This is a genomic window from Niallia sp. HCP3S3_B10 (assembly GCF_052064465.1).
GTDB lineage: Bacteria > Bacillota > Bacilli > Bacillales > Cytobacillaceae > Niallia > Niallia hominis.
The window spans coordinates 1-20,618 of record NZ_JBQHVO010000077.1 but is presented as its reverse complement, the minus strand read 5'-3'; the positions used below and the strand labels follow the sequence as shown (position 1 = coordinate 20,618).

Sequence of the window (20,618 nt, the reverse complement as noted above, 5' to 3'; positions counted from 1 at the left end):
GCAGAAGCTGCAAGAAAAGCAGCTAAAGTCGCAAGTAAGTTGAGAAAGTTGCAAGTAAAAATGCGGAAGTCGCAAGAAAATCTGCAGAAGTAGCAAGTAAGTTGAGAAAGTCGCAAGTAAAAATGCGAAAGTTGCAAGTAAAAATGTAGAAGCTGCAAGAAAAGCAGCTAAAGTCGCAAGTAAGTTGAGAAAGTTGCAAGTAAAAATGCGGAAGTCGCAAGAAAAGTTGCAGAAGTTGCAAGTAAGTTGAGAAAGTCGCAAGTAAAAATGCGAAAGTAGCAAGAAAAGCCGCAGAATCCGCAAAATAATTTACAAAAAGACAAGCGACTCTTAAAGTTCTCTTCCTTTTGTTGCTTGTTCTTTCATGATATGATGATACAGGAGTATGAGAATTCGAAAATAATTAAGATGAATAAAAGATTTGAGGGTGTTTAGATGATTAGATGCATAGCGATTGATATGGATGGTACGTTATTAACATCCACGCAAGAAATTACAGAAGAAAATCGAGAAGCAATTAAAGATGCACAAGCTAAGGGTGTAGAAGTAGTAATTGCTACTGGCCGTGCGTATGAAGAAGCTGGAGATCTTTTAAAGGATGCTGGAATTATCACACCGATGATTTGTGCAAATGGGGCAGAAATAAGAACAAATGAGCATGTCATCGTTGATACGAACCCATTAAGTAAAGGTCTAGCGAGACAAATTGCGGAACTTTTACATAAACATCAAGTATATTATGAGGTTTACACCAATAGAGGGACGTATACAGTAGATAAAACAGTAGCCAGATCCCTTATTATGGATATCTTTACTGTGAGTGGCCATGTTAAGGATATGGAAGAGATAAAAAGAGCGGCTGAAGAACGATTAGCGGTTATTCACCAATTAGATAGCTATGAAGAATTATTTGAAGATGATGACCAAATTATTTATAAATTATTAGCCTTCCATTTTGATCCAATCGTTTTAGGCAATGTTAGAGAAGAGTTGACTAAGCTTGTAGGGGTAGCAATAAGTGCTTCTGGTAAGGAGAACTTAGAAATTACTTCTGTTCATGCACAAAAAGGAGTGGCCCTAGAGAAGTTTGTGAACGCTCGTAATATTTCTCTTTCAAACACGATGGCAATTGGGGATAATTATAATGATGTTTCCATGTTTCAAAAAGCAGGCAGAGCAGTAGCAATGGGTAATGCAGTGGAAGATATTCAACGTCAATGCCATTTTGTGACAGGAACAAATGAAGAAAGTGGCGTAGCTCAAGCGATTAGAAAAGCATTAGAGGTATAAGAGGCAGCAAATTTTTTGCTCGCATAAAAAATGGTGGATGAACTTAGTATTAATGAGTTCATCCACCGTTTTTTTTATAAGAATGGCCTATTCACGAGGTTTTAATCCAAAAAGAATAAACTGAATGGTTCGTTCGATTTCCTCTTCGTCATCCCACTGTATATCGGGAAGGAGGATATGGCGAGCGATAAAGTAACCAATAATCGAAGTAACTGTTAGACGAACAGAGCTAAAAGAAGGAATAGAAATAATCTCTCCCTTTTCTTTATAGGACTCCATGATTTCTTGAAAACGACCAAAGATTTTCACGGCAATCTGATTTTTAAATGTTTCACGGAGATCATCATGAAAGGGGATTTCTTGTATTAAAATTTTAAATAATGTATTATTTTTTTGCAGAAATTCCATTCTATTTTTTACAATTGCGCGTAGAAAATCTTCAAAGTTATGATGAGAAACATTTAACACTTTGTCAAAATCTTTAATCACTCTTGGTGCAATCAACGTGCTTAATAGTGGAGAGAGAAGCGTTAGCAGTAAATCTTTTTTCGTTTTGTAGTGACGGAAAATCGTCCCTTCTGCCACACCTGCCATTTTTGCAATTTCACTAGTAGAGGTGGCTGCATAACCTTTCTCAGAAAACGCATCAATGGCAGCTATCAATATTTTTTTCTGCTTATCTGTTATCGATTGTTCTTCTTTCAAAATAATCTCTAATATATTCTCGCTATTATTCATAGGAAACTCCTTTATCCATACAATCTACTCTAATTATATAAGATAGTGAAGGGAAAATGTAATAACTTAGATACTGCGATATTTTTTCAAAGCAAAGATATTAATAATCATCAAGACAATGGAATAGCCAAGCAATATAACGAGATATCCTACTATTTCCATAAACCCGTTGCCACGAATCATTACTTCTCGCAGGGCATCTGCTGCATAATATAGAGGAGTTAAGTAAGAAATCCAACTAATAGCAGAAGATATCGTATCTAAGTTAAATAATCCAGAAAAGAATACTTGTGGTACAACGACAATAGGAATAAATTGAATCATTTGTAATTCATTATTGGCAAAGGACGATAGGAGAATTCCTAATGTAAGTGCTACTAATGCCAATAGTAATGTAATTAATAATACATATAAAATGGAACCAGCGTTTGACATATGAAGTACATAAACCGAATAAAGGACGATGATTCCTGATTGCACCATTGTGAATAAACCAAAGCCAATGATATAAGAGAGAACAAGCTCCCATCTTCTAATAGGGCTCGAAAGCAATCGTTCTAATGTACCCGTTGTTCTTTCTCTTAAAAAGGATACACCGGCTACTAGAAAAACAAAGAAGAATGCAAAAAATCCAAGTAAAATAGGACCGAATGCATCAAATTGTTTCATATCAATAGAGCCGTAAAGTGCGTCTACATCAATTGCTGCTTCATTAGGAGATAGACTTTGCATGGCTCCCTGTATCTTTGCTGTGGTTGCTTTGCTAATGGAGGGATCGCTTCCTTCTACCATTAATTTGGTCTTTCCATTTTCTACAGCGAAATATGCATCGATGTCCCCAGCCTTTAACGAGGCTATTGCTGTTGCTTCCGATTTATAGATGGAGGTTCGTAAATCTTCTTTTTCAAAGGCTGTACTTATAGGTTCAGGCACATTAATTAAGCCTATTTTTGTTTCATAGTCATCCCCATTAAATACTAGATTTACTAAAGTTAATATGAGAATAGGAGCTAAAATCATCAATGCAAGGGTTCGTTTGTCACGGTAGAACTGTTTTATAATGCGCAATACTAGTGCATTAATTCTCATTTGCTAAACCTCCATAATATAAAAATGCTTCTTCCATCGTCTGTGCATTACAGTTACTCATCAAGTTGCTTGGAGTATCGATAGCAATAAGTTGACCATTTCTTATCATTCCTAGTCGATCGCATTTTTCTGCTTCATCCATAACATGTGTAGTTACAATAATCGACGTCCCATTCTCTTTAAGCTTGTTGAAGGTTTGCCAGATAGCTTTTCGGAGAATTGGATCAATCCCTACTGTAGGCTCATCTAAAATAAGAAGCTTTGGATTGTTTAACAGTGCAATACAAATAGATAACCTTCTTTTCATTCCCCCTGAATACTGGGATACAGGCTTGGAAAGATGTTCAGACAACTCTACTAAAATGGCAGTACTTTCGATTCTATTTTTCTTCTCTATTCCTTTTAATCCATATAATCTAGCAAAGAAATCAAGATTTTCTCTAGCGGTTAAATCTTGGTATAAAGCGTCAGCTTGTGCCATATATCCGATTTTTGACATTATGTTCAGATTTGGCATTTTTTCATCCAATACATGAATGGAACCATTATCAGGTAAATCTAAACCAATAATCTCTTTTATAAGTGTTGTTTTTCCAGCTCCGGAAGGACCGAGCAATCCTAAAATTTCGCCAGGATAAACTTGTAAGTCGATAGCATTTAAAATTCGTTTTTTTTCAAATGATTTGGAAAGATTTTTAACAGAAACAATGGATGGTACAATCATATAAAGACCACCTTTCTAAGTTTGTGAGTGATTACTCACTTCACATATTACAATAGAAGAAGCAGTTTGTAAAGTGAGTAATCACTCATTTTCAATAAATATCTGCTTACATTCCATGGAACTTTTGAAATCAATTATTCAATTCCATATGGTATTCGCTATAATAGAAATAATTAAATTAAAAAAGAGAGATCCTATTGAGGTGGAAAAATGGCTGATTTTAATGCGAGTGTAATTATTTGTGAGCCCATTGAAGAAGTGTTTGCCTATTTTGCAGATATGGCAAATGCTCCAGAATATATGAATAAAGTGGAATCAACAGAGAAAAAAACAGATGAGCCGATAGGCGTCGGTACAAAATATACAGAAGTTAGAAATGTGCGGGGTAATAAGGTGTATGCAGAAATAGAATATTTATCTTATGAAAAAAATGTAAGGTTTACACGACGTAGTAGCTCGAATGGATTAACTATTGACTATGCATATCGTTTTTCAGAGATTCCTGAAGGTACTCAAGTAGAGTTTGCAGGAACCGTTCATGTTAAAGGGCTCAAAATGCGACTAATGAGAAGCTTTCTTGTGAAAATGGTGAAATCAGAAGATAGTGATCATGTCCAAAATGCAAAAGAAGTGTTAGAAGGGGTAGTAGAAAGTTTGTAATAGTGTGAAGAGCTGAGGCAAAAGGTTTTTAGAAAAGACTTTTTATTCAGCTTTTTTTTTAAAATAGGTTGACTTAAAGAAGGAAAATGGGTATTATAAAATTAAGTTGTGCACAATTTAATTTTATAATTTTTAACCATAAGTTATAAAAATGTTACTCTCTATGCTAATGAGAAGAAATCATATAGCGAATAGAAGTAAAAAATTTTAATTATTTTAGTTGTGCACAATTTAATTTTAGAAAATTATAAGGAGCGGATACTCATGAAAAACAAACATCAAATTATATTAGAACCAGCGGCTAAAAAGTTTACAGAAGATACGGCTAACCCTCCATATTTATTCGATTTGGAACCAGAACAAGGAAGAGTCGCAGTAGATGAAGTACAATCTGGAGAGATAGAAAAATTACCTGTGGAAGTAAAGGAATTGCTTATTGAGGGTGGACCAACGAATCAAGTTTCCATTAAAATTGTCCGTCCAGAGCATACATCTGCAGTTAAACTACCAGTTATTTTATATACACATGGTGCAGGATGGGTATTTGGAAATGCCCATACACATGATCGTTTAATTCGTGAACTAGCGGTTGGGTCAAATGCAGCGGTTGTATTTACAAATTACAGCCTATCTCCTGAAGCAAGATATCCGATTGCAATAGAAGAAGTATATACAGTATTGGAATGGGTTGCAGAAAAAGGAGCAGACTATTACTTTGATACAAATAATATTTTTGTCGCAGGTGATAGTGTCGGAGGGAATATGTCTGCGGCAATCACGTTAATGGCAAAAGAACGTAAAGGTCCCGTTATAAAAAAGCAATTGTTATTTTATCCTGTAACAGATGCATCTTTTGAAACAGAATCCTATCAACAGTTTGCAGAAGGTTTCTTTTTAAGAAAAGATGGAATGCAATGGTTTTGGGACCAATACACTACAAACGAAGAAGAAAGAGCGGAAATTACAGCATCCCCTTTACGAGCAACAAAAGAGCAATTAAGTGGTCTGCCAAAGGCTTTAATCATTACAGCAGAAGCAGATGTATTAAGAGATGAAGGGGAAGCCTATGCCAATAAGCTTCGTGAGGCAGGAGTAGATGTAACAGCTGCTCGCTTTGGTGGAATCATTCATGACTTTGTGATGCTCCATGCATTAGCTCATACAGAAGCAGCGAAAGGAGCTCTAATGCTTGCTAATGCTTGGCTAAAGGCATAACAATGAAATATAGTAAAAAAGCAAGCACAGAATAATTTTCCGTGCTTGCTTTTTTCATATTAAAATTTATAGGTCCAATATCTCTCGGTATATAATCGAGTTAAAACATCAGCTTCTTGATTATTTAGCCCTTCTTGAAGAGTGGCTGCATATTGTTGTGTTTGGGAAAGATGGGCAGCAATGGTTGCGACCTTCTGCTCTGCAAAATTTTGAACATCGATTTCAATATCCGGTTGTCCTAGGTCTTCTTCACAGTTTTTGGAAAAGGCTACACAATAAAGTGTTGGTCGTTTAGATGCTTCTCTTTTTTCAATTGCTTTTACAACAGCTGCTCCTGTAGCATCATGATCAGGGTGAACAGAATATCCTGGATAGAAGGTGATTACTAAAGAAGGATCTAATTCATCTAGTAACGCGGTAAATTCATTGACTAGAACCTCCTCCTTTAAGAATTCGATCGTTTTATCTCGATACCCTAGCATACGAAGGTCCTCTAAGCCCATTGATCGGGCAGCTTCCTGTAATTCATTTTTGCGAATTTCTGGCAAGGATTCTCTTGTGGCAAATGGCGGATTTCCTAAATTTCTTCCCATTTGCCCTAGTGTTAAGCAAGCATAAGTAACTGGAACACCTTCGTGTATAAATTTAGAAATCGTTCCGGATACACCAAATGCCTCATCATCTGGATGGGGGAAAATAACTAATACTTGTCTTTCTGTCTCCATTATATAATCCTCCTTTCGTAGAATGGTAAAAACTACACACTCGTTCTATTGATTATTCAAAGGGTGTTTCACTTATTTCTAGTGCTACTGCTAATTTCCCCGTAAAATCTAAGCCTGCTAATAACAATCTATTTTTATCATCTACTTCATAATGGGTAATACCTTCAGCATAAACCCAGCCAATAGCGGTTTTTAAGCCAATTCGATAAGGGCCGTTACCTGTAATCTTGCCGTATTCATAGGATAGCTTTGCATTACGGATATAAGCACCAGAGTTAAAGAAGGTTTCATCATTATGATTTGCATAGGCACCATTTGTCGTTTCTAAGTGAATATATATTTCTTTTTCGCTTAAACGATCGATTACTTTTTGTACTTTTTCGATTTGTACAAATTCCAAAAAACATCCCTCCTTTTTACTAGTTTATGGATTGGACAAAAAGTGGTTAGGCATTCTCTCGTTTTTACTAGCAATTATTTATCTATTAAAAAGGAGATATGCCATACATTCATTGTTTTAGAGGCTCTTACTTCACGCTAAGTTTTTCTTTTTCATTACGATATGCTCCGTGCATAGTTGGTCCCACATACTCATTTAATTTAAAACCATTGCGGATAGCTGCAGTAATAAAGTCTTTTGCTGTCTGAACAGCTTCTCCTACTGAAGCTCCTTTTGCTAGTTCAGCCGTAATAGCCGCAGAGTTTGTGCAACCTGCTCCATGTGTATACGTAGTATCAATTAGTTCGCTTTCAAAAATCGTAAATTCTTTTCCATCATATAGAAGGTCAATCGCTTTTTCATGTCCTAATTTGCTTCCACCTTTAATTAGAACATATTTTGGTCCAAGTGCATGGATTTTTACAGCAGCCTCTTTTAAATCTTCCACTGTTTTAATTGGTTTATCTGTTTGAGCAAGCTGCCATGCTTCAAAAAGGTTAGGTGTTACGATAGTTGCTCTTGGTACAAGCAGTTCACGAAGGGCATCTGCCGTTTCTGGATGAAGTACTTCATCTTCCCCTTTACAAATCATAACTGGGTCGATGACAACGTTTTTAATATCATTCTCATCAATTAGCTTTGCAGCAGCTTCGATGATTTCAACAGATCCAAGCATTCCTGTTTTCATGGCATCAATTCCAACAGATAACACGGTCTCTAATTGCGATTTAACTGTATTGATATCTTGAGGAAAAACATTATGATGCCAATGGTTCTTTGGATCCATTGTAACAATCGTTGTTAAGGCAGTCATCCCATAAACACCGAGTTCTTGAAATGTTTTTAAATCTGCTTGAATACCTGCACCACCGCTTGTGTCAGATCCTGCTAAAGTTAATACTTTCTTCATTTGTTATGCCTCCTATGTAATTGCCATTTTTAAGTGAAAAGTAATTTTGTTTGATTGAATAATTGTAGACCATTTTAATGAAGGTTACAACTTTTCCGTCTTCTTTCTTAGTTTGGTTTACAGAACCTTTTTGCATACCATTCACGAAAATTGTGTAAGAGGAGAGAATAGTGAGAGAATTCTGTCTACATTTATGGTAATCTATATATATACTTGATGATAGTTCGATAAGAAAAGAGTAAAACGGATGCAGGAAGAAAGGAATCTATATGAGTTTTGAAATAATAGATCATCCAATTAATATACAAAATGTTATGGATAAAGTAATAAGAAGAAATGCAGGTGCTGTGACTACTTTTATTGGTACAGTGAGAGAAATGACCGCAGGAAAGAAAACACTCTATTTATCATATGAAGCATATATTCCAATGGCAATAAAAAAAATGGAACTAATCGGCGAGGAGGTCAAGGAAAAGTGGGGCGATATTGAAATTGCGATATCACATCGAGTAGGGAAGCTTGAGATTAGTGATGTGGCAGTAGTTATTGCTGTTTCAACCCCTCATCGCAAGGATGCCTATGAAGCAAATCAATATGCAATAGAAAGGATAAAAGAGATTGTTCCAATTTGGAAAAAAGAGCATTGGGAAACTGGTGAAGAATGGATTGGAAATCAAAAGGGTACCAAAATGTATGTAAATGGCAAGCCAAGTGAGGAGGATTTTGGATGATAACATTGCTTTTTTTTGCAGGAGTGAAAGAAACGATAGGTAGTGAAACGTTAAAATTAGAGGGGGAGCAACAGACGATAGCCGAAATTAAAGAACACTTACAACATACTTATCCTACTCTATCTCTTCAAGGAGTAATGGTTGCAATTAATGAAGAATTTGCAATGGATGAGGATATCGTTAAGGAAAACGATAGAGTAGCATTTATACCACCTGTTAGTGGAGGGTAAAGGAAGGAGAAGAGCGAAGTGGAGCAAAGTAGGTATTCCCGGCAGATGTTATTCAACTCTATTGGAGTAGAAGGACAGAAAGTAATAGGAGAGAAGCATGTCTTCATAGTAGGGGCAGGCGCCTTAGGTTCGTCTCTTGCAGAGATGCTATGCAGAAGTGGGGTTGGGAGTCTTACCATTATAGATAGAGATTATGTGGAAAAAAGCAATCTACAGCGCCAGCAATTATATACAGAAGAAGATGCGAAGGAACGAATGCCGAAAGCTATTGCTGCTGAAAGAAGATTAAAGGAAATTAATCGGGAATGCAATGTTCAAGGAATTGTTGGGGAAGCGACAGTCGAGTTATTAGAACATCTAGCTAAAAATGTGGATTTAATAATAGATGCAACAGATAATATGGAAATTAGAATGATCCTAAATGATTTAGCTGTAAAGCATGGTATTCCATGGATATATGGCGCATGTGTGGGAAGTTCAGGAATGAGCTACACGATTATACCAGGAGAGACCCCTTGTTTACATTGTCTATTACAATCAATGCCTATGACCGGGATGACTTGTGATAGGGTAGGAATCATTGCTCCAGCTGTTCAACTGGTGGTTTCTCATCAGGTAACCGAAGCGCTAAAGCTGTTGATTGGGGACATTGTCTCATTACGTGGAACTTTTTTGACATTCGATTTATGGAAAAATGACTACCAAAACATAAAAGTTAGTCGTGCAAAGAGAGTAGATTGTCCTACATGTGGAGATAATCGGACCTATCCTTTTTTGGAAAAAGAAAACCAAACGAAGGTAGCTGTGTTGTGCGGAAGAGAAACCGTGCAAATTCGTCCAGCCATTCCTAAGGATATTCCTTTTCAACAACTTGCAGAAAGTTTTCAAAAGAAAGGATATGCAGTAAAACAAAATCCATTTCTATTGTCCGTTCAGCTAGAAAGCAACAGAGTTGTGTTTTTCCGAGACGGAAGAGCCTTGATACATGAAACAAATGATAGCATATATGCAAAAACACTATACGATCAATTACTCGGTTAGATAGAAAAAGAGGCTGGGACATAAACATTTCAGCTACAATAAATACGAACGATTATGCGGTAAGTTTACATGATCGTTCGTATTTATATTTTAGAAAAAGGTTTAAAAATGAAGTGGAATGGAGCGGAGGACGGTCGACTCCTGCGGGAAATAGAGGAAAGGCTGAGACCCCGCAGCGCAGCGAGGAGGCTCAGCTTCCTCCCCGGCGCATCGACCGTCTGTAGCGCAATGGAACGACTTAGTTTTTACACTTGAATATATTTAAAACCATAATAACTAATATGAAAAAGTAGCTTTATTTAAGAGCTAAATTAGAGATTGTTCGTCTTTAAAGATTAGTTATTTAGATTTGTCCCAGCCTCTTTTTCTTATTGTTCGAGCGAACCAACAATAACTAACTTACCTGTATCCAAAACTTCCTCGTATTTAGATGCTTCTGCTTCAGTTAAGCCGACTGATTGCATTTTAGAACGCAATTCGTCTCCTCTTTTTCGGAAAACATTGCTGATAGAATCAAGTAATCCTTGTTCCTTCATGGATACATTTCCTGTTTCTGTCGCATTTGATAAATCTTCTGATCGGTCTTTATCATGTGCGAAAATATAAATATTTTCCTTTTTATAGCCTTGGTTTTCTAACGAATTAATAATATTACTTGCTTGTACACCATTTTCTACTACTTCAACTTTATACATAATGATAACCTCCTATTATAATAGTGGAATTTATCTATGTATTTTATATAGCCTTCTATAAACAAGATGAAACACCTAATCTATTGGTAATATTTTCATCTTTCGACATTTGGGAAATTGTACATAGATAAATATCCCCACAATCGACAAATTTCCTTATATAATAAAAGAAGAGATTAATAGAAACAGGAGGGGTCGAATGGTAAGCAAAAGAGAAAAAGAACAAATTAATCGAGAACTACGAGCAGGAAAAAAGGAGCAAGCAAGTGCAACAATGGAGATAAATAACAGAAGGGGGATTCGTTTTCCCTCATTTGGTTTATATAAAGTAAAGAGAAGGCTAAATAAAAAAATCATGCTTTTTTTAAGTATTTTAATCATACTTTTAATAGTTGGGATAGTTGGATTGTGGAAAATTGCTTTTCCGAAAGAGCCTGTTGTAAAAACAGGAGCGTATTTAGAACAGATGAAAGATTTATCGACATTAGCCACTTCTCAAGCCTTTGTAAAAACGATCTTAGAAAAAGAAGATAATGAGATTTTTGGAAAAGAGATTGAGACAAATATTCCTGGAACAAAAAGAAAGATATTGTTAGTTGTACCGGGAACACTTACAGCAGGAGTCGATTTATCAAAATTAACGGAAGACCAACTTAAAATCAACGAAGAAGAAAAATCGATCACCATTTTATTACCTAAAGCAGCTTTTCTTCAAGATCCTGCTATTAATTTTGATGAAGTAGAGACTTATTCTGTTTCTGGAATTTTTAGAGGAGATGTGGAATGGGAAGAAGCCTATAGTTTAATGGATGAAGCAAAGGAAGTCATGAAGGAAGAAGCAATAGACCAAGGTATTTTAGTGAAAGCGGAGGAAAATGCTGAAAAAATATTGAAGGAATTCTATGGAAGACTAGATTATTCTGTTCAAGTAAGCTTTGAAGGGGAATAAAGGAGGGAGACGGGATGGCTACATCCTGGGAACAGCTATTAGAAAAGGAGCGCCAAAAGGATTACTTTATCCAATTAGAAGCATTCTTAGAAAAGGAATATAGTGAATTCACTATTTATCCAAAAAAGGAAGACATCTTTAATAGTTTATCATACACAACTTATGAAAAGGTGAAAGTAGTCATTTTAGGACAGGATCCTTATCACGGTCCAAATCAGGCACATGGATTAAGCTTTTCTGTTAAGCCAGAAGTGAAAATACCGCCATCCTTAAAAAATATTTATAAGGAGCTATATCATGATTTGGGCTGTCCGATTCCAAATCATGGCTATTTAAAAAGCTGGGCCGAGCAAGGGGTACTATTGCTAAATACGGTTTTAACGGTTCGCACAGGTCAAGCTAATTCTCATCGTGGAAAAGGGTGGGAAAAATTTACAGATCAAGTGATACACATGTTGAATGAGAGAGAGGAGCCAGTCATTTTCGTGTTATGGGGTAATCCAGCTCAAAAAAAACTTGCTCTCATCAACCAAGAAAAGCATGGCATTATCTTATCAACACATCCAAGTCCCCTTTCAGCCCATCGAGGGTTTTTAGGAAGCAGGCCGTTTTCTACCATTAATAGAATGCTTGAAAATAGAGGGAAGACTCCTATTAATTGGTGCATAGATGATTTTTTAGTAAAAGAATAATATAATAAAGGAAATATATAGGCTGTGGATTATAGCACTAGCTTTCAAAAAAAGCTAAAAAAGCCCAAACAAAGAAAGTATGCGGATTTTTGTTGGCTACTTCGTTTTCTGGTTTATTTTAAAGCTGGGATACTTATGTCCCAGCTTCTGCTTGTGTTTTTCTTTAATGGATTAAGAAAGGGTATGGAATGGAAAAGAATAAGGTAAATTGTTATAAATGTAAGTTCTACTATGTAACATGGGATAGTCAGTTCCCTAAAGGATGTAAGGCGTTTCAATTTAAAGGAAGAACGATGCCTTCCGTTGAAGTAAAGAGAGCATCTGGACAAGAGTGCCTTCGTTTCCAGGCAAAAGGAGGGATGAAATGAATATATCTGTACAGCAATTGTTAGCTAAAATAGAGGATCAGTTACTAGAAGCAAAGACAAGCGATTCGGATGCAAGAATAAGGGAAAGAGTTTACGCTATTAAATCCTTATGCGAATTAGTACTTGAACAAGAGGGGAAAGAAAGCATAACCTACCAGCACCCTGTGCAAAAGCCATCCTTCCAAGCTATGCAAGCACCATTAACCATTCCAAAACAACAACCGATACAGACACAAACAAATAAAATAAAGATGGCTGAAGGAAATGGCGATTCTTTATTTGATTTTTAGATCGGATAGTTTTGTAAATGAAGGAATTTCATGATACCAATAATCTGCAAGAAAAAGGAGATAAAAATGAAAACTTTTATCATTATTGGAGCCATCAATGCATTATTGTCCGTTGGTTTAGGAGCCTTTGGTGCCCATGGTCTAGAAGGTAGAATTCCAGATAAATATTTGGAAACATGGAAAACGGGAGTAACATATCAAATGTTCCATAGTACAGGCTTAATACTAATTGGCTTGCTCTTAGGGAAGTTTCCAGCAAGCAGCTTGTTAAACTGGGCAGGGTGGCTAATGTTTATTGGCATTATTCTATTTGCAGGAAGCCTATACATATTGGCAGTTACCCAGATCAAAGTACTAGGAGCTATTACACCAATAGGTGGCGTAGCATTTTTGACCGCGTGGCTATTAGTTATTATCGCTGCATGGAAGTGGATGTAAGAAGATTAAATAAAAAAGGATAGGTGAGCAGAAGATAAAATGTTCTTACCTATCCTTTTTTTCTTGATTGAAGGATAAAATTTTTAGTAGAGAGGATGCTCTTGAAACAAATGATTAAAAAATTTACGGAAATAAGCAAAAAAATGAAAGGCTTTATTAGTATCGTTTTACTTACCTTTATAGGCTCGATTATTTTTGTTCATAATAACTACTCTTTTTATGAAAGGCCTATAGTGGAAGTAGTAAAAACAGAACTACTAGACCAAACTGAAATTAAGGATCATGTAAATAATATGGATAAATTATTTACACAGCAGATTATTGGAGAAGTAAAAAACGGAAAGGAAAAAGGGAAGCAAATATACCTAACGAATGAATTTACTTCCTCCAAGGCTAATAATGATGAATATCATATTGGAAGCGAGTTATTCGTTCATATCGATTCCGAGGTAGGAGAGAATGGATACCTCAAAGGAAGTGTTGACGATGTAAAACGGGATAAATATTTGTTGATGATTACGTGGGTTTTTATTTTTTCCTTATTATTTGTAGGTAAAAGGCAAGGACTGTTTTCTCTGTTTAGTTTAGTCATTAATGCCATTATATTATCGATTGCATTGGATGTTTATGTAAACACTTCAGAGAAAAGTCTCCTTATAATTTGTAGTATCAGTGTTATTATATTTACGATTATTTCTCTTATACTCGTAAGTGGACGAAATGAAAAAACATATGCAGCGATTATAGCAACCTTATTAGGTACTTTTCTTTCTTTAGCCATTACTTACTTCGTTTTATGGGTAACTTCAGAAAAAGGTCTTCGCTATGAGGAGCTACAATTTATTACTCGTCCTTATAAATTGGTTTTTCTAGCGGGATTATTTCTTGGGTCGCTCGGTGCTGTGATGGACGTAGCTATTACGATGTCTTCTTCCATATTTGGATTATATGAAAAGAATAACAATATATCAGTTAAAGCGCTAATAACATCAGGAAGAGAGATTGGAAAAGATATAATGGGAACCATGACGAATATTTTGCTCTTTGCCTATATTAGTGGAACAATACCAATGCTTATCCTTTATTTTAAAAATGCGTCGCCATTAGGTTTTACACTCTCGATGAATCTATCATTAGAATTGGCACGAGCGCTAGCTGGCGGTATAGGAATTGTGTTAACGATTCCGATAGGTTTATATATAACTATTTTTTTCGTTAACAGAAAGCGAGCAAGCGAATGAATGTATTAGTGGTGCTAGGTATTATTTTATTTATCTTAATGAGCATTATAGGTGGAACGAAGGGAGTAAATTCGTTTTTTGCACTATTCTTTAACTTTAGTGTGGTTATTATTATTACGATTTTCATGACTAACCCAAGCATAAATCCGATTATCCTAACCTTATTTGCAAGTATAGTAATTAGCTGTATCAACCTATTTTATATTAATGGAGTGAATATCAAAACAAAGACGGCATTCTTATCCACCATGATTACGATTATTCTTCTGCTCGTGTTTATTCTCTACCTATCGAATAAAGCAATGATTCAGGGATTTGGGGTCGAAGAATTAGAAGAACTTAGTATGTTTTCCTTTACTATCAGTGTAGATTTTATTAAAATTGGCACTTCTGTAATTATCATGAGTACAATTGGTGCCATTACAGACACAGCCATGGCCATCTCATCGCCAATGCGTGAAATTCATTTTCACAATCCTCATATTAGTAGAGGGGAATTATACAGGGCTGGATTAAGTATTGGCAAAGATATTCTAGGAACAAGTACAAATACATTATTTTTCGCTTTCTTTGGCGGATATATTGCCCTGCTAATTTGGTTTAAGGACTTATCCTATTCAATAGGAGAAATCATCAATTCAAAAATATTCAGTGCAGAAATGATTACAATTCTGAGTGCAGGAACTGGTGTTACACTTGTCATTCCTATTACTGCATGGATAACTGCTTACTTTTTGGTGAAGCATAAAATATCTAAATAGCTTGTATAACGTAAAAAAGGGACTTTTTCCATTCCCTTTTTTATAAGCTGAAAGTATTATAAAACAAAAAAGTACACCACTATATAAGTGATGCACTAATAATATTTTAATAACATAGGCGCTTTTGACTTATCTAGGCGGATATGTAGTTAGATTTGGTGCTGCAACGCCATACGGATATTCATACTCAATTTCTTCGTCAAATGTAACGTAATCCACATATAGCATTGGAATTAAATAGCGAGTTCCTGTTTGTGGATCACTTAAGATAAGATGATCTCGCCCTGCAGCTTCAATAATGCCTTTAAAGATTTTTGCATTCCATTCTCTGTTGTTTTCAAATGTTGCATATACAGTTGCTATTTTCCCTTTGTTTAGGCGTAAAATATTCTCAATATAAGACGCTTCAATTGGCAGCTGTCCTGGCAAGGTAGTAGGTGTTGCACTTGGTGTAGGTGCAGGAGTAGGTGTAGGTACTCCTTGCTGAATCGGTGCTTGTGGCTGATACATTTGCTGATTCCCGTAGGTAGGAATTTGTCCGGGGAAATTCCCGTAGCCCTGCGGATAACCATAGTTTCCATAATTAGATTGACTCATTTTCATCCCTCCATTGTCTTTTATCCAATCTTCACAACATACTTCCAAGCATCGAAGTTGACCATAAAATGTAGAAATTAGAAGTAGACGGTGAATGTTAATTCATTCATAGGTCATCGCTCACTATTTCATCCTATGAGGAAACAGAATAAGTTATGACAAGGAGTTGCAATTTAAATAGAAGAGGTTATTAAGAAGGACTAGGTGAGGAACGTATATTGCCTTTAAGAGGCTTCAAGCAATATGAATTTTAACAATTGCTTAAGGTATATGATATATAGAATGTAGGTTTAAGAAAGCTATATGCGTTAAAAAAGGAGCGTTCTCTAAAAGTTTTGCTCCGTCATAGATTAAAAACTATACAAAGTTAAATTCTTTTAGAGAACTACTCCCATTTATTCATTTACATGTAGATAGTCTGTTATTGCCTCTTGTTTAAGAATGGTTCCTACAAAGAAAGAGCCGAATTCACCATAGCGAGCGCTCACTTCATCAAAACGCATTTCATATACTAGTTTTTTGAATTGAAGAACATCATCAGAAAATAATGTTACTCCCCACTCATAATCATCAAAGCCAACAGATCCCGTAATAATCTGTTTTACTTTCCCAGCATATTGTCTACCAATCATCCCATGGCTACGCATTAAGTCTTTACGATTTTCCATCGGAAGCATATACCAGTTGTCTTCCCCTTGACGACGCTTATCCATTGGATAGAAGCATACATAATTGGATGTCGGAAGGATAGGGTATAATCTTGCTTTCACATATGGATTTTCATACGGGTCTTTATCAGAATCCGATGGTAGATAATTGCTTAATTCTACAACAGACACATAGGAATGAGCTGGAATTGTAAATTCAGCTAGCTTTGTTTTGTTGAATTCTGTTTCTAGTTGCTGTAATTCTTCCATAGTTGGGCGCAGAATCATCATCATAAAGTCTGCTTTTTGTCCAACGATTGTATATAGGGCATGGCTGCCGCTAGTATTTTCCTGAACAACGTTCCATTTTTCCAAGAGTCCTTGAAATTCGTTGATTGCTGCTTGTCTCTCTTCATCAGGTAACATTTTCCAGGTTGTCCAATCTACAGTTCGGAAGTCATGAAGACAATACCAGCCATCTAATGTTTTTGCCGCTTCACTCATTTATATGTTCACTCCTTATTTAATAACGTTTATATGATTTTAACTATATCATAGTTTCTCCAGATACAAACGGAATAAACCTTGAGTAAATTGTGAACAAATTGTGACTGATATAAAAAGAAGTTTGAAATAGCACAATAAAGTATAAGGAAGATAATTATAGGGAAATATCAGATTGTATAAAGGGAGCATTTCATCCATATTTACTTTTATCTCATATGTATGAGGAACGTGAACTAATCGTGTTTTTGGGGGATAAAATTAGAAAAAAGTAAGGAATATTCCTTGAATTTTTACCATGGTAGAGTATCCTAATAAGTGTACATAAAAAGGAGGAAGAAATTTAATGAGTGATTTATTTACAAGTTTAAAAGAAAAAGTAACTGGTCAAAACGTGAAGATTGTTTTCCCAGAAGCATTAGATGAAAGAATTTTAAAAGCTGCTGGTCGTTTAGCAGAAGATAAAATTTTAATTCCTGTTTTAATTGGTGACATAGAAGAAGTTCAAGCTAAAGCAAACAATCTAGGTGTTTCTTTAGAAAACGCTGAAATTTATGATCCAAAGAAATATGCTCAGTTCGATGCACTTGTTGCTTCTTTTGTAGAAAGACGTAAAGGAAAAGTAACAGAAGAAGATGCTCGTAAAATCCTATTAGATGAAAACTATTTTGGAACAATGCTTGTATATGCTAACCAAGCAGATGGTTTAGTAAGTGGCGCGATTCATTCAACAGCTGATACTGTTCGTCCAGCTTTACAAATCATTAAAACAAAACAAGGCGTGAAAAAGACTTCTGGTGTATTCATCATGGTTCGCGAAGACGAGAAATACGTATTTGCTGATTGTGCAATCAATATTACTCCAGATAGACAAGACCTTGCGGAAATTGCTGTGGAAAGTGCAAAGACAGCAAGAATGTTTGACATTGATCCACGTGTTGCGATGTTAAGCTTCTCTACAAAAGGATCTGCAAAATCACCAGAAACAGAAAAAGTAGAAGGTGCTTTAGCGGAGGCTAAATTAAGAGATCCATTATTAGTTATTGATGGTGAATTCCAATTTGATGCTGCATTTGTTCCGTCTGTAGCAAAACAAAAAGCTCCAGATTCTCCAATACAAGGGGATGCAAATGTATTTGTATTCCCAAGCTTAGAAGCTGGAAATATTGGCTATAAAATTGCACAGAGACTAGGTAACTTTGAAGCAGTTGGACCAATTCTTCAAGGACTAAATGCTCCTGTAAACGACCTTTCTCGTGGATGTAACGAAGAAGATGTTTATAAATTAGCTCTAATTACAGCAGGTCAAAGCTTAACGAAGTAATTTTTTAAGAAGGGCGTCTCCTTAAAGTTAGGGAGGCGTCTTTTTTGAGTTTCGCTATTTATCCCTCCCCTTATCCCACTTATGCAGAAGGATCATTATAAAATTTTAAAAAGGAATAATTAATAAAGAGTAGCAACTATGCTTTAAAAAGCTGATATTATTTAAAATAAACATTACCCATAAATAGAGAATCATAAGGAAATTAAGGAAGGGAGTTATAAGATTTATGGAAATAAGATGGAAAAGGGAAGACGTTGTTTTTGAAACATTATGGGAATCAGAAGTGTGGGCAGATTCAATAGCTAATGAGATTTATGGAAGAACTATTGATGGATATATAACTCTTGATTATAAAATAGCTTATGCTCTTTCTTTTTTCTTAGGATCCGTTCCTCATTTTGTTGTACATACCGAAAAAAAGGTATTAGACAATGTTTTTATATACAAAGTTTGGGTAACCCCTGGGCCAAACTAAATGAAAGTCTATCAATTTTTTTACTATTGGAGTGAAGATTTTTCTTCTAGGTTTATTTATAACTGAATTTGTTTATACTGTTTTTTTGAAAATAAACGGAAAAATTCCGTTTAAATGGGGAAATATCCATACTTCCTTAAAAATAAGGGACATTTTTTCGTTTATCGTATCCAAATCTTTGAATTTTGTCTTATTTAGAGCAGTTATTCGGAATATCTCCGCTTATATCTGCTGATTATGCTCGCTCTATATACATTAGCCGGAAATTCTCCGCCTATTTTTTTCATATTACAAGAAAATAAATAATAACAGAGCCTTCTTTTAAAAAAATAGTATGAAAATTACCAACAAAAACGAGAAGATATCTTTTGAAATAGCTCTAATTTCGTTATAATAAATCATTGTGAATGAATAATAAGACTATATCTTTAAAAAAGAGAATAGATGGTTGTTTAAACAAAAAGGAGCTAAGTGATGGTCGGCAATACTAGTTTGTTAAAACAGGATAAATGGAGAATCATCGATCAGTCCACAACAGGTTTACATGTATCAGCACTGCATTCATTTGGAATGGATGATACTTTATGTTCTTCTGTTGGAAGCGGGATAGTACCTGCTACTGCAAGAACTTGGGTACATGATCGGACGATTGTATTAGGGATACAGGATACGAGGCTACCTCATTTAAAAGATGCGTTAGCTTTTTTAAAAGAACAGGGCTACCAATATATTGTTCGTAATTCAGGTGGTTTAGCTGTTGTTTTAGATAAAGACGTGCTAAACATATCTCTTATTCTTCCAGAGCAGGAGAAACGAATTGATATTAACAGTGGCTATGAAACGATGTTCGAATTGATTCAATATATGTTTCAGGATTATGGCAAATGCATGGAAGCAAAGGAAATTGTGGGTTCCTATTGTCCAGGAAGCTATGATTTAAGCATAGATGGCAAAAAGTTTGCGGGAATTTCACAGAGACGCTTAAGAAGCGGAGTAGCTGTTCAAATTTATCTTTGCGTAAATGGAAGTGGGCAGGAAAGAGCGGACATCATCAAACAATTCTATTCTTCTGGTCTACAAGGAGAAACGACAAAGTTTGAATATCCAGAAATAAATCCTGAAGTAATGGCATCTTTAGCAGAATTGTTAGGAGTGTCTTTAACAGTCGATCAAGTGATGACTAAATTGCTACTCGCTTTAAAAGATCATGCCGAGTTTTTATTTGCAGATCAATTACAGGAAGAGGAACTACCGCTATTTGAATCCTATTATAATCGAGTTGTGGAAAGAAACGAGAAAATCATGCAGGCATTTCGATAAAATCAAAAAGAGGATAAGGAAGGGAATTTTAGTGAAAATATCCCTTTCCTTATCCTCTATTTATAATCGAGAATTTGTTGCCATCTCCTATTTCTCTCTTTTTTACCCAGTCCCATTCCGCTTTATAATCAATCCAGCTCTGGCGCCTATCAGCTAGCAAACTTCGGTCTCCTCCCTACGATAAGTCAACATCGACTCACTAGCGTTCGTCGTGTTTCCTTTATCTCAGTCGAAGCCCTCCAGTTTGTACGCTGATAAGCAAGGCGCCTCCGCTTTTTAATTAATCCAGCTGCAAGGGACCAACGGCTGATGGGCTTCTCACCATTTCCCTACGATAAGTCAACATCGGTTCACTAGCGTTCACCGTGTTTCCTTTATCTCAGGAAATGCTGCTCCACCCCACACGCCGCTAAACGGTCCCATTCCGCTTTATGATCAATCCAGCTCTGGCGCCTATCAGCTAGCAAACTTCGGTCTCCTCCCTACGATAAGTCAACATCGACTCACTAGCGTTCGTCGTGTTTC

At 35.8% G+C, this 20,618-nt stretch carries 25 protein-coding genes; 16 read left to right on the top strand and 9 right to left on the bottom strand.

Annotated features, from left to right (window positions below; translation table 11 throughout):
• The first annotated feature begins 435 nt into the window (after positions 1–435).
• Positions 436–1,290: a Cof-type HAD-IIB family hydrolase gene (locus ACTNDN_RS22325; protein WP_031540208.1), complete on the top strand. Its 855-nt coding sequence runs from the start codon at positions 436–438 to the stop codon at positions 1,288–1,290.
• 87 nt (positions 1,291–1,377) lie between these two features.
• On the opposite strand, the gene ACTNDN_RS22320 is transcribed toward ACTNDN_RS22325, so the two are convergent.
• The 3 genes from ACTNDN_RS22320 to ACTNDN_RS22310 form a co-directional block, all read right to left on the bottom strand.
• Positions 1,378–2,028 (bottom strand): TetR/AcrR family transcriptional regulator, encoded by a 651-nt coding sequence (locus ACTNDN_RS22320; protein WP_048717713.1) that lies wholly within the window; start codon positions 2,026–2,028, stop codon positions 1,378–1,380.
• A 66-nt stretch (positions 2,029–2,094) separates the two neighbouring features.
• Positions 2,095–3,117, bottom strand: a complete 1,023-nt coding sequence (locus ACTNDN_RS22315) for an ABC transporter permease (protein ID WP_031540210.1) — start codon at positions 3,115–3,117, stop codon at positions 2,095–2,097.
• Positions 3,107–3,841: an ABC transporter ATP-binding protein gene (locus ACTNDN_RS22310; protein ID WP_031540211.1), complete on the bottom strand. Its 735-nt coding sequence runs from the start codon at positions 3,839–3,841 to the stop codon at positions 3,107–3,109. Before ACTNDN_RS22310 ends, ACTNDN_RS22315 begins: the two co-directional genes overlap by 11 nt.
• Before the next feature lie 210 nt (positions 3,842–4,051).
• On the opposite strand from ACTNDN_RS22310, the gene ACTNDN_RS22305 reads away from it, so the two are divergent.
• Together ACTNDN_RS22305 and ACTNDN_RS22300 are read left to right on the top strand one after the other, a co-directional pair.
• The gene (locus ACTNDN_RS22305) at positions 4,052–4,501 is read left to right on the top strand and encodes an SRPBCC family protein (protein WP_031540212.1); all 450 of its coding nucleotides are present in this window, start codon (positions 4,052–4,054) and stop codon (positions 4,499–4,501) included.
• A gap of 264 nt (positions 4,502–4,765) precedes the next feature.
• Complete coding sequence (locus ACTNDN_RS22300) at positions 4,766–5,716, top strand: alpha/beta hydrolase (RefSeq protein WP_441132287.1); 951 nt, start codon at positions 4,766–4,768, stop codon at positions 5,714–5,716.
• 59 nt (positions 5,717–5,775) lie between these two features.
• On the opposite strand, the gene bshB2 is transcribed toward ACTNDN_RS22300, so the two are convergent.
• The 3 genes from bshB2 to pdxK form a co-directional block, all read right to left on the bottom strand.
• The gene (gene bshB2, locus ACTNDN_RS22295; RefSeq protein WP_031540220.1) at positions 5,776–6,441 is read right to left on the bottom strand and encodes a bacillithiol biosynthesis deacetylase BshB2; all 666 of its coding nucleotides are present in this window, start codon (positions 6,439–6,441) and stop codon (positions 5,776–5,778) included.
• A 52-nt stretch (positions 6,442–6,493) separates the two neighbouring features.
• On the bottom strand, positions 6,494–6,841 hold the full coding sequence (locus ACTNDN_RS22290; protein WP_031540221.1) for a YojF family protein: 348 nt from the start codon (positions 6,839–6,841) through the stop codon (positions 6,494–6,496).
• 127 nt (positions 6,842–6,968) lie between these two features.
• Positions 6,969–7,790, bottom strand: a complete 822-nt coding sequence (gene pdxK / locus ACTNDN_RS22285; RefSeq protein WP_031540222.1) for a pyridoxine/pyridoxal/pyridoxamine kinase — start codon at positions 7,788–7,790, stop codon at positions 6,969–6,971.
• A 269-nt stretch (positions 7,791–8,059) separates the two neighbouring features.
• Here pdxK and ACTNDN_RS22280 point away from each other — a divergent pair, with 269 nt between their 5' ends.
• The 3 genes from ACTNDN_RS22280 to ACTNDN_RS22270 are packed head-to-tail and all read left to right on the top strand — an operon-like array spanning position 8,060 to position 9,792.
• Entirely contained in the window at positions 8,060–8,521 is a 462-nt protein-coding gene (locus ACTNDN_RS22280; protein ID WP_031540223.1) for a molybdenum cofactor biosynthesis protein MoaE, read from the top strand.
• The gene (moaD, locus tag ACTNDN_RS22275; RefSeq protein ID WP_031540224.1) at positions 8,518–8,751 is read left to right on the top strand and encodes a molybdopterin converting factor subunit 1; all 234 of its coding nucleotides are present in this window, start codon (positions 8,518–8,520) and stop codon (positions 8,749–8,751) included. The genes ACTNDN_RS22280 and moaD overlap by 4 nt, the downstream gene beginning before the upstream one ends.
• 18 nt (positions 8,752–8,769) lie before the next feature.
• The gene (locus ACTNDN_RS22270; RefSeq protein ID WP_441132284.1) at positions 8,770–9,792 is read left to right on the top strand and encodes a MoeB/ThiF family adenylyltransferase; all 1,023 of its coding nucleotides are present in this window, start codon (positions 8,770–8,772) and stop codon (positions 9,790–9,792) included.
• Positions 9,793–10,160: 368 nt separating this feature from the next.
• Here the strand turns inward: ACTNDN_RS22270 and ACTNDN_RS22265 are convergent, their stop codons facing one another.
• The gene (locus ACTNDN_RS22265) at positions 10,161–10,487 is read right to left on the bottom strand and encodes a general stress protein (protein WP_031540142.1); all 327 of its coding nucleotides are present in this window, start codon (positions 10,485–10,487) and stop codon (positions 10,161–10,163) included.
• 199 nt (positions 10,488–10,686) lie between these two features.
• Here ACTNDN_RS22265 and ACTNDN_RS22260 point away from each other — a divergent pair, with 199 nt between their 5' ends.
• The 7 genes from ACTNDN_RS22260 to ACTNDN_RS22230 all read left to right on the top strand — a co-directional run bounded on the left by ACTNDN_RS22260 (position 10,687) and on the right by ACTNDN_RS22230 (position 15,226).
• Positions 10,687–11,436 carry a DUF4230 domain-containing protein gene (locus ACTNDN_RS22260; protein WP_441132283.1) on the top strand — a complete coding sequence of 250 codons (750 nt, stop codon included), beginning with the start codon at positions 10,687–10,689 and terminating at the stop codon, positions 11,434–11,436.
• Between the two features lie 14 nt (positions 11,437–11,450).
• Entirely contained in the window at positions 11,451–12,128 is a 678-nt protein-coding gene (locus ACTNDN_RS22255; RefSeq protein ID WP_251629982.1) for a uracil-DNA glycosylase, read from the top strand.
• Between the two features lie 188 nt (positions 12,129–12,316).
• Positions 12,317–12,496 (top strand): hypothetical protein, encoded by a 180-nt coding sequence (locus ACTNDN_RS22250; protein ID WP_031540148.1) that lies wholly within the window; start codon positions 12,317–12,319, stop codon positions 12,494–12,496.
• Positions 12,493–12,786: a YwdI family protein gene (locus ACTNDN_RS22245; protein WP_031540149.1), complete on the top strand. Its 294-nt coding sequence runs from the start codon at positions 12,493–12,495 to the stop codon at positions 12,784–12,786. Before ACTNDN_RS22250 ends, ACTNDN_RS22245 begins: the two co-directional genes overlap by 4 nt.
• A 66-nt stretch (positions 12,787–12,852) precedes the next feature.
• A complete protein-coding gene (locus ACTNDN_RS22240) occupies positions 12,853–13,224 on the top strand; it encodes a DUF423 domain-containing protein (protein WP_441132281.1) in 372 nt (123 codons plus the stop codon).
• Positions 13,225–13,325: 101 nt separating this feature from the next.
• The gene (locus ACTNDN_RS22235; protein WP_441132279.1) at positions 13,326–14,465 is read left to right on the top strand and encodes a YibE/F family protein; all 1,140 of its coding nucleotides are present in this window, start codon (positions 13,326–13,328) and stop codon (positions 14,463–14,465) included.
• Positions 14,462–15,226 (top strand): YibE/F family protein, encoded by a 765-nt coding sequence (locus ACTNDN_RS22230; RefSeq protein WP_441132278.1) that lies wholly within the window; start codon positions 14,462–14,464, stop codon positions 15,224–15,226. Before ACTNDN_RS22235 ends, ACTNDN_RS22230 begins: the two co-directional genes overlap by 4 nt.
• A 129-nt stretch (positions 15,227–15,355) precedes the next feature.
• On the opposite strand, the gene gerQ is transcribed toward ACTNDN_RS22230, so the two are convergent.
• On the bottom strand, positions 15,356–15,823 hold the full coding sequence (gene gerQ, locus ACTNDN_RS22225) for a spore coat protein GerQ (RefSeq protein WP_441132277.1): 468 nt from the start codon (positions 15,821–15,823) through the stop codon (positions 15,356–15,358).
• Between the two features lie 395 nt (positions 15,824–16,218).
• Positions 16,219–16,974, bottom strand: coding sequence for a hydrogen peroxide-dependent heme synthase (hemQ, locus tag ACTNDN_RS22220; protein ID WP_031540155.1), 756 nt, complete (start codon positions 16,972–16,974; stop codon positions 16,219–16,221).
• A gap of 346 nt (positions 16,975–17,320) precedes the next feature.
• Here hemQ and pta point away from each other — a divergent pair, with 346 nt between their 5' ends.
• From pta to ACTNDN_RS22205, 3 genes are all read left to right on the top strand, one after another.
• The gene (gene pta, locus ACTNDN_RS22215) at positions 17,321–18,298 is read left to right on the top strand and encodes a phosphate acetyltransferase (RefSeq protein WP_251629991.1); all 978 of its coding nucleotides are present in this window, start codon (positions 17,321–17,323) and stop codon (positions 18,296–18,298) included.
• 232 nt (positions 18,299–18,530) lie between these two features.
• Positions 18,531–18,773 carry a hypothetical protein gene (locus tag ACTNDN_RS22210; RefSeq protein ID WP_031540341.1) on the top strand — a complete coding sequence of 81 codons (243 nt, stop codon included), beginning with the start codon at positions 18,531–18,533 and terminating at the stop codon, positions 18,771–18,773.
• Between the two features lie 474 nt (positions 18,774–19,247).
• Positions 19,248–20,093, top strand: a complete 846-nt coding sequence (locus ACTNDN_RS22205; RefSeq protein WP_031540340.1) for a lipoate--protein ligase family protein — start codon at positions 19,248–19,250, stop codon at positions 20,091–20,093.
• Positions 20,094–20,618 lie beyond the last annotated feature (525 nt).